We start from the raw sequence: 13,903 nt of genomic DNA, 5'->3' as shown, positions 1-13,903 counted from the left end.
AAATCTATCAATACAAAAATGACAGCCTGAAAGCATCTCCATATTTATATGCCTATTTAAAAAAAGCGCGCAGGGAAAAGAATCATGAAGAATTAGTTAATGCATATCAAAATATGCTCGCATCAGTCACCTATGACTCTCCGTTTAAAATACGCTGACAGTATGATACAGACAGCTTTAAAGTCAAAAAGCAATGAACTGATCGGATCTGCTCAGCTATCCAAAGGAATAGTCTATTACAGCCAGAAAAACTATGTAAAAGCATATGATTGTTATATTAAAGCAAATGAAAGCATTTCCAAAACCGAAAATGATTACCTGATCTATAAAACTAAATATCATATTGCCCAGATTAAATATTATCTTGGATTTTATGATGAAGCCATTTCTCTTTTTAACGACTGCACTTCATATTTTAAAAAAAATCAGCCACGCCCCTATTTAAATTCACTGCATTCACTTAGTGTTTGTTACAATAAGATTGGAGATTACAATAAATGCTCCGAAACTAATGCATTTGGAATTAAAGAATGTGAACGGCTTAATATACCGGAAATGGAATTATTTTTTAAGCACTCCGAAGGAATCAATCAGTTCTTTTTAAATAATTATCATACTTCGATTCAATTGCTTCAGGAAGTCATGCCGCAATTAAACAGCATAACAGAATTTGCAAATGAATCAATCGCCAATTTTTACATTGGAAAAAACTATTGGAAACTGCGGCGTCCGGCAAAAGCAGTTCCTTACTTTAACAAGGTGGAAAAAGTATTTATTGAGAAAGGTTACATTCGTCCGGATTTAAGAGAAGTTTTTGAATTAATGATTAAATATTACAAGAAAGAAAATAACCTGAAATCCCAGTTGTATTATTTAGACCAGCTTTTGAAAGCAGATTCTATATTAACAGATACCAATAAGTACCTAATGGGCAAAATTCACAAGGAATATGACACAAAAGAAATTCTCCGTGAAAAAGAAAAAATACAGCAGCGACTTGTAAGAGAGAAATATTATGACGTTATTTTAATCAGCGTGGTTGTAGTTCTGTTCTCCGCTGTAATTTACGGGACCTATAACCACTTTGAAACCAAAAAGCGCAATAAGATCAAATTTGATCTTCTTCTGGAAAAAAATGAAAAGAGCACCTTCCAGAAACAGTCACCCGATAAATTCGAAATTACCGATATTTCGCAGGAGACTGTACAGCAGATAATAAGACACCTTGAAAAATTTGAAAGGGATAAAAAATTCCTGCACAAAGAGGCAACACTAGCCACTTTAACTGTGCGGTTTAATACTAACAGCAAATACCTCTCAAAAGTGATATACCATCGCACCGGCAAGCGTTTTGCCGATTATATCAATGACCTAAAAATTGATTATCTGGTGGAACTGCTCCGAAACTCAAGCATGCATAGAAATTACTCCATAGGATCGCTGGCGGAGGAAGCCGGTTTTACTTCCACTCCCCGATTCACAAATGCATTCCAATCCAAAACAGGAATTTCGTTCAGTTACTTCCTTAAGGAATTGAAAAAAGAGAATTCGTGAAAATATTTTGTTAGTAATACCGTTTTCATTTAAGGCAAAATTTTAATTTTGCCCGATTAATTTAAAAAAATTGTATAATGAAAGACCTAGTTGCAAAAATCCACGCAGAAATCGAAACGTTTAAAACAGAATCTGAAGCTGTAGCTGAAAAAGGAGTTAAAGCCGCCGGAGCTAGAGCACGTAAATCATCTTTGGAAATTGAGAAACTTTTAAAAGAGTTTAGAAAAGTTTCTATTGAAGAATCAAAAAAATAAAATTCATTCTTACTTTTTATTTTTGAAGCCCTTCGGATACTCTGGAGGGTTTTTTATTTGTAATATCTACATTTTATAAATAATTAAAAATATAAAACCTCTAAAAACTTACGTTTAGTTAAGTTCTTTGAAATTAAACAACTCCGCTACATCCGTTTTGAATTCTCTAGAAATGCCAAATAAAACATCGACAGTTGTATTTGTTTTACCTCGTTCTATTAAGCCAATGTGGTTTTTCGCCAAACCTAATCTTAAAGCTAATTCTTCTTGCGAAATTTTCTTACCAGTATTTTCATTTAAACAAAGTTCTCTCAGTTGTCTAATTCTCTTTCCTAATAATTTTCTTTCCGTTAAAAAGCTAACCTTGTCCATTTGATAAAATTCGCATTTTGTCAGAATAAAAAAGGCAACATATATATTGCTTTTAAAGAAATTTTGTTATATTTGTATTTATTATTATAAATTTGCGATTCTTCACATAAAAATATTTGAAGCATTCGCTTTGAATCTCGCGTTAGAAAACTGGTAATTTTTGCAACGAGATGATAAGTAAGATGCTCACGTCTTCGGCGTGGGCTCACTTATTGTTGCAACGGTATACCAGTACCTCTAACGCAGTAAGATGAGTTCCACGCTTTTTTATTTTACTCTCTTAAATTCTTAGCCATCTTCTTTTAATTTGAAATAATCGCGTTTGATCAATGTCTAACTATGTAATAATGCCTATGAATCTTATCTATCAAGCATAAAAAATGGCCCTCAGTCTGCAGCGACCAAACTAGAGCAGAGGACCTTAGCTAATCAAATATCCATTTAACTAACCAATCCCAATATTATGAATTATTTTTCATTTTACAAGGGTGGAAAGGTGCTTTATTGCCTATTTTTTACTGGCATACTGTTGTCTTTTTCCACCATTTATTCCAGAAATTTTCGAAATTCCAAAATGCTTTTTTACCAGAGCCATCAGGTTCAGGGTATTGTAAGTGACGGAACTTCTCCTCTGCCCGGAGTGACAATCACCCTTAAAAGCAGTAAAAATACTGCCGCAATCACAGACTACAATGGCCACTATTCGCTACAAGCTTCTCCTAGCGATACTTTGATAGTATCTTTCATTGGATTCAAAACTAAACTTATTCCAGTAAATGACAGAGCTAAAATTGACATTAAGCTGGAATATGATACTACTACCCTGCAGGAGGTTCGGGTAAATGCTGGTTATTATTCCGTAAAAGAACGTGACCGAACGGGGAGTATTGCCCGAATTACTTCGAAAGATATCGAAACTCAGCCGGTAACCAATGTTCTTGCAACCATGCAGGGACGCATGGCAGGCGTCAGCATTATACAGTCTTCCGGAGTTCCAGGCGGAGGTTTCGATATTAAAATCAGGGGACAGAACAGTTTGCGCGGCAATGCAAATTCGCCATTGTATATTATAGACGGAGTTCCTTACTCTTCAGATCCAATTGGTTCTGTTGTCACTTCTACTGCCTTTCAATCCTCAACCAGTCCTCTTAACAGCATCAACCCTGATACCATAGAAAGTATTGAGGTTTTAAAAGATGCAGACGCCACTTCTATCTATGGCTCACGAGGAGCAAACGGCGTTGTGCTTATCACTACCAAAAAAGGAAAAGCCGGAAAAACAAAATTCAGCTTTACCAGTTCAACAGGAACTGGAACCGTAACACGATTTCTCAAATTAATGAATACACAAGAGTATCTCAATATGAGAAGACAGGCATTTATTAATGATGGGATCTCGTATGGGGCAACTGATTACGATATAAACGGAACGTGGGACCAAAACCGTTATACCGACTGGCAGAAAGAATTATTAGGAGAAACTGCACAAATGAACGATCTGCAAGGTAGTATTTCAGGAGGAAGTGATACTACTCAGTTTATCTTTAATGGAAACTACCATAGCCAGACTACTGTTTTTCCAGGGGATTTTAAATATGTCCGAGGTGGCGGACAACTAAATATCAACCATCGCTCCGAAGATAATAAATTCAAAATAACATTTTCGGCGGGATACAATATACAGGACAACAACCTTCCTTCAACTGATTATTCAAGTCTTGCCAGATTCCTTTCTCCGAATGCGCCAGCGTTATACAATCCAGATGGTTCTCTAAACTGGGAAAACGCAACCTGGCAGAATCCCCTTCGTAACAATTATGCAGAGTATAATGCAAAAACAAAAGATTTAATTGCAAGTACCCTGCTCTCCTATGAGATTTCAAAAAGTCTGACACTTAAAAGCAGTTTAGGTTTTTCTGATCTCACTACACTGGAAACAAGAACCAGCCCATCTACATTGTATAATCCAATTTACAATATTAGCAGTTCACGTTCGTCCATTTATACCAACAATACGGCAAGATCTTCTTGGATTGTAGAACCGCAGATTAATTGGAAAATAAATATTTTGAATGGGGACTTAGATATCCTTACAGGTGCTACATTTCAGCAACAGTTAAGTACAACTCTTTACCAGTATGCAAGCGGATTCAGTTCAAACAGTCTCATTTATAATCTTGCTGCGACCAATAACGTCACCATACTTGGTAATGATGAAAATCAGTATAAATATCAGGCCTTTTTTGGAAGGCTAAATTACAATTGGAATCAACGCTACATTCTAAACTTAACTGCCAGACGAGACGGTTCAAGCCGATTTGGACCAGGTAATCAGTTTGCGGTTTTTGGAGCTGTCGGAGCCGCCTGGCTTTTTTCTAATGAGACTTTCCTTAAAAACATCTCATGGCTTAGTTTTGGTAAACTTAGAGGCAGTTACGGCTCTACAGGTAATGACCAGATTGGCGATTATCAGTATCTAAATACTTATTTAACCTCAGGAGTAAATTACAACGGTGTTATTGGCATTCAGCCTTCCAGACTTTTTAATCCTGATTTTGGGTGGGAAATCAATAAAAAGCTGGAAGTCGCTCTTGAACTTGGATTCTTAAAAGACCGTATTACGATGTCGGTGACCTATTATCAAAACCGCTCCTCCAATCAGCTTGTAGGAATACCACTGCCCGGAACAACCGGTTTTCCGACACTACAGGCAAATCTCGTCGCAACTGTTGAAAACAAAGGAGTTGAATTTACTTTTAATACCATAAATTTCAATACGGAAAACTTTAAATGGTCTACCAGTTTTAATTTCACTGCTTCCAAAAATGAACTTCTGAAGTTTCCTGGTCTTGAAAGTTCTTCCTACAGTCAGAGATACAGAGTAGGAAGTCCATTGAATATTTATCTCATGTATAAATTAAAGGGAGTAAATCAGCAGACAGGTATCTATGAATACGAAGATCTTAATAATGATGGCAAAATTACCTACCCTGAAGACAAGCAGTATCGTCGCCGACCTGAACCCAAAATATTTTGGAGGCCTGCAAAACCAATTCGAGTATAAAAACTGGAAGCTTGACTTTCTGTTCCAGTTTGTAAAACAGCAGAACCAGATATATCCAATGGGGATCGCTGGTAACATGTCCAATAAACAGCGACGAATTGCCAACAGCTGGCAGGATCCTGGAGATGTCTCTCAATACCAATTATTTACTACAGGTCAAAACAGTGCGGCTGTTACAGGTCAGTATTATTACTATGACAGTAATGCAACCCTCACCGACGCATCGTTTGTAAGACTAAAAAACATTTCTGTTTCCTATAGACTTCCTTTAAAACTGCAGGAGACTAGTTGTACAATCATGTTGCAGGCACAGAACCTTTTGACTTTTACAAATTATAAGGATGGAGACCCCGAATTTATATCCTATGGGTTCCTCCCTCCCTTAAAAGTAATTTCAGTCGCAGTACAATTAAACTTTTAAACTACCAATTATGAAATCACTAATCAAAAACATAACACTTTATAGCATTCTTTTAATATTTACGGGATGCGATTCTTTTGTCGAAGTTGATCTTCCAAAATCGCAATTAACAAATGCGGCAGTCTTTGACAGTTATTCCACTGCTGATGCGACCATGGCTGATATTTACGCAAAAATAAGGGATACAGGGCCGCTTAACGGTTCTTACACAGGAATCTCGAATCAGTTAGGGAATTATACTGATGAACTAACAGCTTATGGAGGTCCTTCCAACCCTAGTATTCCTTTCTACAATAATACCCTTTTGGCTTCATCAGGAAATGTTTTGCAATATTGGAATACTTCCTATAATCAAATTTATGCCGCGAATGCAGTACTTGAAGGACTTCAGGCCAGTAAGAATATAACAGAGGAGAATAAAAACAGGCTTTTAGGGGAGGCGCTGTTTATTCGGGCATTGTCCCATTTTTATCTGGTTAAGCTCTTTGGCGGTATTCCTTACATAAAAAATACAGACTACCGACAAAACAGTATTTCTGGTCGGATGAGTATTGATGAGGTTTTTAAAAATATCATCTCAGATCTGGAGAATGCGATATCACTTCTACCTGCGAACTACACCTCCAGCCAAAGACTACGTCCCAACAAATTCTGCGGAAGAGCATTATTGGCCAAAGCATATTTAGAAAACCAATCATATGAAGCCGCGTCAAATGAAGCATCAGCCATAATCAATAATACGGCAATGTATTCTCTTCCTCAATTGAATACCGTTTTTTTACTGAACTCAACAGAGACAATCTGGCGACTTCACTCAGGCGAAACCGGTAAGAATACGCAGGAAGGAACGCTGTTTATATTTCAGCAGGGACCACCATCATTTACAGCCCTGAATGCTCAGCTGGTAGGGTCTTTTTCAAATCTGGATCTTCGAAAATCAAATTGGATAAAGGAAGTAAAAAACAGCGGACAGTCTTGGTTTCATGCTTATAAATACAAGGAGCAGAATTATACTCCTGCTTCCAAAGAGTATTCTGTAATTTTCAGAACCGCTGAACAGTATCTTATTCGAGCTGAGGCTAGAGCCAGAACAGGTGACCTAATAGGTGCCAAAGAAGATCTTAATAAAATCAGAACACGTGCAGGACTTGGCAATACAACAGCCGAATCACAAGATGAAATCCTCAATGCAGTTCTTCAAGAAAGACGATGGGAACTCTTTACAGAATCAGGTCATCGTTTTTTTGACCTGCGGCTGGTTCAAAAGACTTGATGCCGTTCTGTCTGTAGTTAAGCCCGGCTGGGATACCAATGACCAGCTGTTTCCAATACCTGAAAATGAAATGAAGGTTAATCCAAATCTAAGACCCCAAAACGTCGGATATTAAAATTTTACAGTATGCTTACTCTTTCTAAACCAAAAAACTTCTTTAATAGAATACCCTTTTTAGTTTTGTTTTTAATTTTGTTTTTAGTAGCCTGTCCCATGTGGGGGCAGGCGTTACTAAAAAAACAGCTTTCTTCCGGCGATTACGACCTCTGGGGTTCTTTAGAGTCAGACAAGGTATCACCAAATCAAAACTGGGCAAGCTATAGGATGACCTACCACAATGGCAGTGATACGCTGTTTGTCAAAAACACTGTTAACAATAAAATGATTGCATTTCCATCAGGTAGTCAGACAACTTTCACAAAATACAATTACTTTATATATTATTCTGGAGATTCCATACACATTATCGATCCTGAGAAAATTAGGAAAGAGCATTTTCATGCCTCCCCGAATTACAGCTATTCAGAATTGAATAATCTGCTAATCCTTAAGGATGAAGCAGACTAATAAACTGTTAATTAAAATCCCGCTGGAAAAGACAGTAAGAGAAATTCCGCTGGTCAGAAAATATAGACTAAGCCCAGACTCAGGCACTCTGATTTATACCACAGCTAATGATGGAATTAATTATGTTTATATTTTAGATCTTCATAAAATCAGTAACTCAAAAATAATTGCAAAAGGCACTGATTCCTTCGAGAATTTTACGTGGTCGAAAAACTCAAAGGCAGTTTCGTTTTATTCAAAAAGAAGCCCAACCAGCATTGAATCTTTATTTTTCTACGCTTTGCAGTCTGCCAAAATATTTGAGCTTAATCCAAAATTGAATAACACAATTCCCAAAGATGCAGTTATAACTGATAAATCTGGTGAAGGATTGGTTGTTGCTGATAACTTAGAGATGGTATATTTTAAAACAATGCTTAAACCAACATCTGGAAAAGTTCAGCATTCAAAAGTTGAAATATGGAATACCAATGATAAATGGATATACCCGGAAGAACAAAACTATGGAAAATTTGACCAGCGACCACAAGTAATGCTCTGGCGACCTTTTTCAGGAAATATTACTTCGATTTCTTCGGACACCCTTTCAAAAGTTGTACTGGCAGGAGACTGTGCTCATGCTATTTTATTTAATCCACAGCAATATGAACCTCAGTTTGATTTTCAGGGGCCGGCTGATTTTTATATTATGGATGTTAAAACCGGAAATAAAGAACTACTGCTTAAAAAACAATCCTCTATATACTGGGATTTAGTTCCCTCTCCTCTTGGACAATATATTGCTTATTACAGGGAAAAAAACTGGTGGATTTATGATATCAAGACCAAATCCCATACAAATATCACTTCAAAGACTAGAGTTTCTTTTGAGGGTAAAATCCGTACATTTGAACCTTCTACCACATTTGGAAATCCAGCCTGGAGCAAAGGTGATAAAGAAATTCTACTTTATGATGAATTTGATATTTGGGCAATTACACCCGATGGCAAATCTGCCCGAAGGCTTACCCGTGGTCGCTGAATCAAAAATAAAGTTCCGTATTGCTAAAATTCCAAATAAAAATGTATTGGTTTTTAAATACAGCGGACTTGTTATTCCCAATATCAATCTTGAAAAAGAACTTCTCCTGCAGGCTCAAGGTCATGATGCGAAATCTGGATTTTTTAAGTGGGACAAAAAAAATGGTGAACAGCCGATCGTTTATAGAGACTCTCAAATCAGTGATCTAAATTACAGCGTAGAAAAAACGACATATTTTTTCACTGAGCAAAAATTTGATCTGCCTCCACGATTAATGTCGATACAAAAATCATCTTATCCTAAACCACTTTTCCAGAGCAACGCTCATCATGATAAATTTTATTGGGGCAGAAGCGAACTTATACATTTTCAAAATTCAAAAGGAAAAGATGTAAAAGGTGTCTTATATTATCCTGCATCATTTGATCCTCAGAAAAAATATCCCATGATTGTGAATATCTATGAAGAGCACTCTAAGGAACTTCATTTTTACCAAAATCCGACAGCTTATAATACGCCTGGCATTAATTCATCCGTTTTTACTTCACAGGGATATTTCTTATTTCGTCCTGATATCATCCATGAGAGCGAAAATGTAGGTCCATCGACATTAGATTGCGTTACTGCAGGAACTAGTAAAGTTATTGATATGGGGCATGTAGATCCAAAGAAAATAGCTTTAATTGGGCACTCTTTCGGAGGCTATGAAACTGTTTTTATTATTAATCATACTCAGATGTTTGCTACCGCAGTAGCAAGTGGGGCTATAACCGATTTGAGAAGCTTTTATCTTAGTGTAGGCTGGAACAATTCAAAACCTAATATGTGGCGTTTTGGAACCGAAGAATGGCAACTTAACGGCAAAACTCCATTCGAAAATCCTTCAGATTTTGCTAGAAATTCTCCTCTTGCATCAATTAAGAAGCTTGAAACACCACTTCTCATGTGGAGTGGAAAAGAAGACACCCAGGTTGACTGGCATCAAAGCGTCGAATATTATCTCGCCCTCAGAAGGCTCGGAAAAAGAAGTGTTTTGCTTTTATATCCAGAGGAAAATCATGTGCCAATAAACCCAGTTAATCAAAAGGATGTTTTTGAAAAGGTGCTCGCAGTGGATGGACTACTATCTAAAGGATAAAAAAATATTCCCATGGATAAAAAAAGCAATGGAATAATTATAAACAGATAGAATTTAAAAATGCCGTTCAATTGAACGGCATTCCTTTAAACAGTTAGTATTTTTAAAATTAATTTTGGCGCCACAAAATCTCTTGACAATCCTGTGCCGGACCAAAAGCTTGGGTGCCGCTTGTGCCACCGCCCACATGACAAACATACTGATCAGGAGTTGTATTACAGTCTTGAGGCTGATCAAGTATACAGTTTCCCAAAAAGTCCTTCGGATAGCCAACTTTAGGCGCCGTTAGCTTCGATGCGCTTTGCATAGATGTAGTTACAAAGGCACCAGATACTGCTAATGCAACAACGGCAATCGGCAGTACATTTTTTAATAGTGTTTTCATAATAATTAAAATTATATTAAACATAGATCTACTTTTTTTTACAGGTGTTCGATCTTCTTTTCCTGACACCGGCCGGTATGATGTAAAAGCTCAGTTTTATTTTAATACTGGTCTTTTTAATTCTTTTTTTATGTTCTCCTTTAACTGGTAAACTGCCAGAGAATTTCCTATCAGTGCATACAAATGCGTATCGGTAACTATAAATGATTTTAATTTATCTTTTCCAATATTATAGATTGGAAAGCTTAAAAGATAAGCATTGTCGCTAATATCGTATAGATCAATTATTGAGGAATGTTCCCACCTTTTTTTATCTTCAAATCTGCCCATTATTCTTGAATTAACAAAGAGCAGGTTCTTGAATGCCGAACCATGCGCATTAACAACAAATGGTGGAGCAGACATCGTCCTGCCAGAACCATTCTTTAGATAAGCAACTTTAATCTTTGCCTTTGAAGTCGTATCGATAGTATGTCCCCTATATTCCAGATTACCGCTTTTCGCAAGCAACAATAAACTCATTTCTATAATAATATAAATAGATTATCTTTTCCATCTGCTCGCTATACAGTAGCACGCCGTCTGTATCAAAGATTCCGTCTATCTGTTTCTCCAAAAGCGAATTATTATACTGTATTTTATCTTTACTTCCGGCTCTAAATACACCAAGTACATTTGATAAACTTGGACCTGTGTTGTTTCGGAATACTATTGTAGCGCTGTCTGCCGGCTCTGCCTGCGTAAAATATGGCATTCCGCTGAGCTTTTTAGCAATCTTCCAATCCTTAACACTGCCTCGAAACATTGCTGGAACCATTCCATCTTTCAGATAAACATAATTGCCTCTGACACTTAGCGTAACATTCTGAAAAGGCATATTCCTAGGATCAAAATCAATTCTTTCAATTTTTTTATCCCGCAAATTTCCGTCAAAAGACACAAGTAGTTGCGGATTGCTGTGATTGCCGAGATATAATCTTCCTCTTGTGAATCCAGCGATATAGAATGAATTGAATTTCAAATCTGTCTGCTGTAGCAACGATGGCCGTATTTTTAGAATATCTTCTTTGAAAGGGATTATTGTAATGCATAATTTCTTCCGACCATTTAAACAAAACAACCACGAGAATGATGCTAAAGATGCACGTAAACAGCATGCTCTTAAAAATGGGAATATAACTTATTTTATTCTCCAGATTTTGCCGCAATATTACAGCTGTGAAAGCTAATACAACAAAAACCAGATTAAAGTACATATGAGTATTCCAGCCCATTTTTTCAAGTATCCCTCCACATGAACAAGGGACAAAAGAACTGTAATGCAACATGATAAAAATATATACTGTAAACATAACCATGAGATTAAAAGCTGATATTAACCCCCACAGTCTTGTGGAACGAAAAATCAAAAGTCCTGCAATTAATAACTCGACAAGAGGAACTATCCAAGATACCCAAGATGCAAAAGCACTCAAAAGAGGAGACTGTCCAAGTCTGCACCTGGAAATTTTCAAAATCCAGTAGCTTACTTATAAGCAAGCATAAACAAAAAGCAAGCACATGCAACAGACATATAATTTCAATTATAATATTTTTCTTTATGGAGCCACCTGAATTCATATCTCAAAAATTTTGTGTTAAGCTTTACTTCTTAGAACTGCTTGCTTGATTATCTATTACAAATTTAAATGAGATAATTCTTATACATGCTTTAAAAATCAAGCCAAAAACTTTGAAAATCAGGCAGATTTATATTTTAACCGGCACCAAAAAAAAAGCCTGCACTTTGTAAGAATCATGCAGGCATTAAATCATAACGATTGTTATTGGAATCAGTCTTTTATCGAGGCGCTGATTCCTGCAAGTTTTTCATGCAGTTCTATAAGCCCTGCTTTCTGAAGGCACTCTTGTGAGAGAATCTCCAATTCTGTTTTTCCCTGCTCGCTTATGCTCTTAAGAAGAACCGAAGATCCTTCCATTAACTTCAGTCCGTCCTGTATCAAATGGCTTAAAAGCGAGCACATTTTTTCGTGAAATTTTCAGATCCATTTTCACCGTCTCATTCATGCCAGGAATACTCAATACCGTATCAAAAACCTTAGCCGCATCATTTGCTGTAATCATAATTTATCATTTAAAAATTAATACTTCGTCCACCGTAAAATTATAAAGTATCATCCCTTTTCACCCTACTCAAAATTTGGGGAGGATTGCAGGGCATGACTGCCTTTTCTAATTTAGCTCTCAATTATTTCGTCAGTGCCTGTTCATTATCTTTTTTGGAATTTCACAACAGGTTTTGAAATGGACTTTCTTTAAATTTTATTAGGCATGTGTGGTATTGATCAACTGATTAGAAAAAGCTGAAAAATGCTTTTTCGAAGCTTTCGGACTGCGGTTTTATGCAGTCAGCAAGATGTCTGGTTGTATCACAACCAAAAATCTTGCTGCCCCTCTGCTCGGAACTCGCTGGCAGTGAAACTTTAAGGTTGAATGAAATTGATTTAATGAAAAAGAAAAGATTATGGAAGAGAAAAACAGCGGCAGAAACAGATGGGCGCACATCCGGCTGACCAAAGAAGAATTTGATTTTATTGATAAGAATTTCAAAGCATCAGCCTGCCGCAAACGCAGTGATTTCGTGCGCAGAAATCTGCTGAGAAAACCTATTGTAATGAGATATAGAAACGAGTCGCTGGATAAGCTGCCGCAGGAGCTTATCCAGCTCAAAACACAGCTGAATTTCATGGGAAATAATTTCAATCAGAGCGTTAAAAAACTCCATACCCTTTTTGAAATTTCCGATTTAAGAGTCTGGATTCTGTCTTTTGAATCTGACAGGAACAAATATTTTTCGCTGGTTGAAGAAATAAAAAAACAAATTGAAAATCTCGCCCAAAAATGGTTGCAGTCATAAACACAGGACACTCGATTAGAGGCATCCTTATCTATAATGAGAATAAAGTTTCCAAGGGAAGTGCCGTGTGCATCGGCGAGGGAAATTATCCCATCGATATTGAAAAAATGTCAGAATCTTTTAAGCTCGGCGTATTTCTAAAACAGCTCCAGCTCAATGAAAATGTCAAGCGCGACTGCAGTGCACATCTCGCTGAATTTTGATCGTTTGGACACGGATTTATCAAAAGAAAAACTCATGCAGATTGCCTCTTCTTATATAGAGAAAATTGGATTCGGCGCACAGCCTTATCTGGTCTACCAACACCACGATGCGGGACATCCACACCTACATATCGCATCCATAAATGTGCGGGCAGACGGATCCAGGATTAACATGCACAATATTGGAAGAAACCAGTCCGAAACGGCCCGTAAAGAATTGGAGATTTCTTTTAATCTGGTTCGGGCGGACTCGAGAAAAAACAGAGTCCGGCGCTTATTAATGCCATTGATGCGGAAAAAAATAAAATATGGGGCAATAGATTCCAAAAGAGCCATCGCAAGTGTATTGAGTGCAGTTATTCCTCACTACAAATACACAACCCTCGGTGAGCTCAACGCAGTATTGAACCTCTATAACGTCAAGGCGGAAAGAGGAAAGGAAAATTCAAAAATGTTTCAGAATAAAGGGCTGATCTACCAGATTCTGGATGGGAACAAAAAGACGGTCGGAGTTCCTATAAAAGCCAGCAGTTTTTATTCCAAGCCTACCCTTTCCCGGCTTGAAATTAATTTTGCCACCTCCAAAACTTCTCGCATGATAAACATGAAAAGAACCCGAAACGCCGTGGATCTGCTCCTTTTGAAATACCCATCCATAACACTCTCACGACTTGAAACGTGGCTGGCGAACCAGGGCATTACGGCAGTTGTCAGAAAAAAATGAACAGGGGCTG

At 37.2% G+C, this 13,903-nt stretch carries 16 protein-coding genes; 10 read left to right on the top strand and 6 right to left on the bottom strand.

The genetic code is table 11. The features are described 5' to 3' along the window. The first annotated feature begins 162 nt into the window (after positions 1-162). Together ACZZ95_RS12285 and ACZZ95_RS12280 are read left to right on the top strand one after the other, a co-directional pair. On the top strand, positions 163-1,554 hold the full coding sequence (locus ACZZ95_RS12285; RefSeq protein ID WP_463469251.1) for a helix-turn-helix domain-containing protein: 1,392 nt from the start codon (positions 163-165) through the stop codon (positions 1,552-1,554). Between the two features lie 77 nt (positions 1,555-1,631). After that, the gene (locus ACZZ95_RS12280; protein WP_463469250.1) at positions 1,632-1,808 is read left to right on the top strand and encodes a histone H1; all 177 of its coding nucleotides are present in this window, start codon (positions 1,632-1,634) and stop codon (positions 1,806-1,808) included. 114 nt (positions 1,809-1,922) lie between these two features. Here the strand turns inward: ACZZ95_RS12280 and ACZZ95_RS12275 are convergent, their stop codons facing one another. Further along, positions 1,923-2,180, bottom strand: coding sequence for a helix-turn-helix domain-containing protein (locus ACZZ95_RS12275; protein ID WP_463469249.1), 258 nt, complete (start codon positions 2,178-2,180; stop codon positions 1,923-1,925). Between the two features lie 574 nt (positions 2,181-2,754). Here ACZZ95_RS12275 and ACZZ95_RS12270 point away from each other — a divergent pair. The 6 genes from ACZZ95_RS12270 to ACZZ95_RS12245 all read left to right on the top strand — a co-directional run bounded on the left by ACZZ95_RS12270 (position 2,755) and on the right by ACZZ95_RS12245 (position 9,664). Continuing rightward, entirely contained in the window at positions 2,755-5,244 is a 2,490-nt protein-coding gene (locus ACZZ95_RS12270; RefSeq protein WP_463469248.1) for a SusC/RagA family TonB-linked outer membrane protein, read from the top strand. Further along, positions 5,150-5,665 carry a hypothetical protein gene (locus tag ACZZ95_RS12265; RefSeq protein ID WP_463471798.1) on the top strand — a complete coding sequence of 172 codons (516 nt, stop codon included), beginning with the start codon at positions 5,150-5,152 and terminating at the stop codon, positions 5,663-5,665. The genes ACZZ95_RS12270 and ACZZ95_RS12265 overlap by 95 nt, the downstream gene beginning before the upstream one ends. A gap of 10 nt (positions 5,666-5,675) precedes the next feature. After that, positions 5,676-6,938 carry a RagB/SusD family nutrient uptake outer membrane protein gene (locus ACZZ95_RS12260; protein WP_463469247.1) on the top strand — a complete coding sequence of 421 codons (1,263 nt, stop codon included), beginning with the start codon at positions 5,676-5,678 and terminating at the stop codon, positions 6,936-6,938. Between the two features lie 126 nt (positions 6,939-7,064). Then, a complete protein-coding gene (locus tag ACZZ95_RS12255; RefSeq protein ID WP_463469246.1) occupies positions 7,065-7,505 on the top strand; it encodes a hypothetical protein in 441 nt (146 codons plus the stop codon). Beyond that, complete coding sequence (locus ACZZ95_RS12250) at positions 7,492-8,526, top strand: TolB family protein (RefSeq protein WP_463469245.1); 1,035 nt, start codon at positions 7,492-7,494, stop codon at positions 8,524-8,526. Before ACZZ95_RS12255 ends, ACZZ95_RS12250 begins: the two co-directional genes overlap by 14 nt. Further along, positions 8,456-9,664: an alpha/beta hydrolase family protein gene (locus ACZZ95_RS12245; protein ID WP_463469244.1), complete on the top strand. Its 1,209-nt coding sequence runs from the start codon at positions 8,456-8,458 to the stop codon at positions 9,662-9,664. Before ACZZ95_RS12250 ends, ACZZ95_RS12245 begins: the two co-directional genes overlap by 71 nt. Before the next feature lie 109 nt (positions 9,665-9,773). Here the strand turns inward: ACZZ95_RS12245 and ACZZ95_RS12240 are convergent, their stop codons facing one another. The 5 genes from ACZZ95_RS12240 to ACZZ95_RS12220 form a co-directional block, all read right to left on the bottom strand. After that, the gene (locus tag ACZZ95_RS12240) at positions 9,774-10,073 is read right to left on the bottom strand and encodes a hypothetical protein (protein WP_463469243.1); all 300 of its coding nucleotides are present in this window, start codon (positions 10,071-10,073) and stop codon (positions 9,774-9,776) included. Between the two features lie 72 nt (positions 10,074-10,145). Beyond that, on the bottom strand, positions 10,146-10,559 hold the full coding sequence (locus tag ACZZ95_RS12235) for a hypothetical protein (protein WP_463469242.1): 414 nt from the start codon (positions 10,557-10,559) through the stop codon (positions 10,146-10,148). Next, positions 10,540-11,088, bottom strand: coding sequence for a hypothetical protein (locus ACZZ95_RS12230; protein ID WP_463471797.1), 549 nt, complete (start codon positions 11,086-11,088; stop codon positions 10,540-10,542). Before ACZZ95_RS12230 ends, ACZZ95_RS12235 begins: the two co-directional genes overlap by 20 nt. Further along, complete coding sequence (locus ACZZ95_RS12225; protein ID WP_463469241.1) at positions 10,979-11,563, bottom strand: MauE/DoxX family redox-associated membrane protein; 585 nt, start codon at positions 11,561-11,563, stop codon at positions 10,979-10,981. The genes ACZZ95_RS12230 and ACZZ95_RS12225 overlap by 110 nt, the downstream gene beginning before the upstream one ends. A gap of 439 nt (positions 11,564-12,002) precedes the next feature. Then, positions 12,003-12,173, bottom strand: coding sequence for a hypothetical protein (locus ACZZ95_RS12220; protein WP_463469240.1), 171 nt, complete (start codon positions 12,171-12,173; stop codon positions 12,003-12,005). 400 nt (positions 12,174-12,573) lie between these two features. On the opposite strand from ACZZ95_RS12220, the gene ACZZ95_RS12215 reads away from it, so the two are divergent. Together ACZZ95_RS12215 and ACZZ95_RS12210 are read left to right on the top strand one after the other, a co-directional pair. Continuing rightward, complete coding sequence (locus tag ACZZ95_RS12215; RefSeq protein WP_463469239.1) at positions 12,574-12,966, top strand: plasmid mobilization protein; 393 nt, start codon at positions 12,574-12,576, stop codon at positions 12,964-12,966. 162 nt (positions 12,967-13,128) lie between these two features. Continuing rightward, positions 13,129-13,893, top strand: a complete 765-nt coding sequence (locus ACZZ95_RS12210) for a relaxase/mobilization nuclease domain-containing protein (RefSeq protein ID WP_463469238.1) — start codon at positions 13,129-13,131, stop codon at positions 13,891-13,893. Positions 13,894-13,903: the final 10 nt, after the last annotated feature.

Source organism: Flavobacterium sp. AC267, from assembly GCF_979258715.1.
Note: the sequence above shows the minus strand (reverse complement) of the source record. Positions and strands in the feature narration are given on the sequence as shown.

Bases quoted from the DNA above. Each gene is read 5' to 3' on its own strand.
- ACZZ95_RS12285 (WP_463469251.1), top strand. From the start codon at position 163: ATGATACAGACAGCTTTAAAGTCAAAAAGCAATGAACTGATCGGATCT.
- ACZZ95_RS12280 (WP_463469250.1), top strand. From the start codon at position 1,632: ATGAAAGACCTAGTTGCAAAAATCCACGCAGAAATCGAAACGTTTAAA.
- ACZZ95_RS12275 (WP_463469249.1), bottom strand. From the start codon at position 2,180: ATGGACAAGGTTAGCTTTTTAACGGAAAGAAAATTATTAGGAAAGAGA.
- ACZZ95_RS12270 (WP_463469248.1), top strand. From the start codon at position 2,755: ATGCTTTTTTACCAGAGCCATCAGGTTCAGGGTATTGTAAGTGACGGA.
- ACZZ95_RS12265 (WP_463471798.1), top strand. From the start codon at position 5,150: ATGATGGCAAAATTACCTACCCTGAAGACAAGCAGTATCGTCGCCGAC.
- ACZZ95_RS12260 (WP_463469247.1), top strand. From the start codon at position 5,676: ATGAAATCACTAATCAAAAACATAACACTTTATAGCATTCTTTTAATA.
- ACZZ95_RS12255 (WP_463469246.1), top strand. From the start codon at position 7,065: ATGCTTACTCTTTCTAAACCAAAAAACTTCTTTAATAGAATACCCTTT.
- ACZZ95_RS12250 (WP_463469245.1), top strand. From the start codon at position 7,492: ATGAAGCAGACTAATAAACTGTTAATTAAAATCCCGCTGGAAAAGACA.
- ACZZ95_RS12245 (WP_463469244.1), top strand. From the start codon at position 8,456: ATGATGAATTTGATATTTGGGCAATTACACCCGATGGCAAATCTGCCC.
- ACZZ95_RS12240 (WP_463469243.1), bottom strand. From the start codon at position 10,073: ATGTTTAATATAATTTTAATTATTATGAAAACACTATTAAAAAATGTA.
- ACZZ95_RS12220 (WP_463469240.1), bottom strand. From the start codon at position 12,173: ATGATTACAGCAAATGATGCGGCTAAGGTTTTTGATACGGTATTGAGT.
- ACZZ95_RS12215 (WP_463469239.1), top strand. From the start codon at position 12,574: ATGGAAGAGAAAAACAGCGGCAGAAACAGATGGGCGCACATCCGGCTG.
- ACZZ95_RS12210 (WP_463469238.1), top strand. From the start codon at position 13,129: ATGTCAAGCGCGACTGCAGTGCACATCTCGCTGAATTTTGATCGTTTG.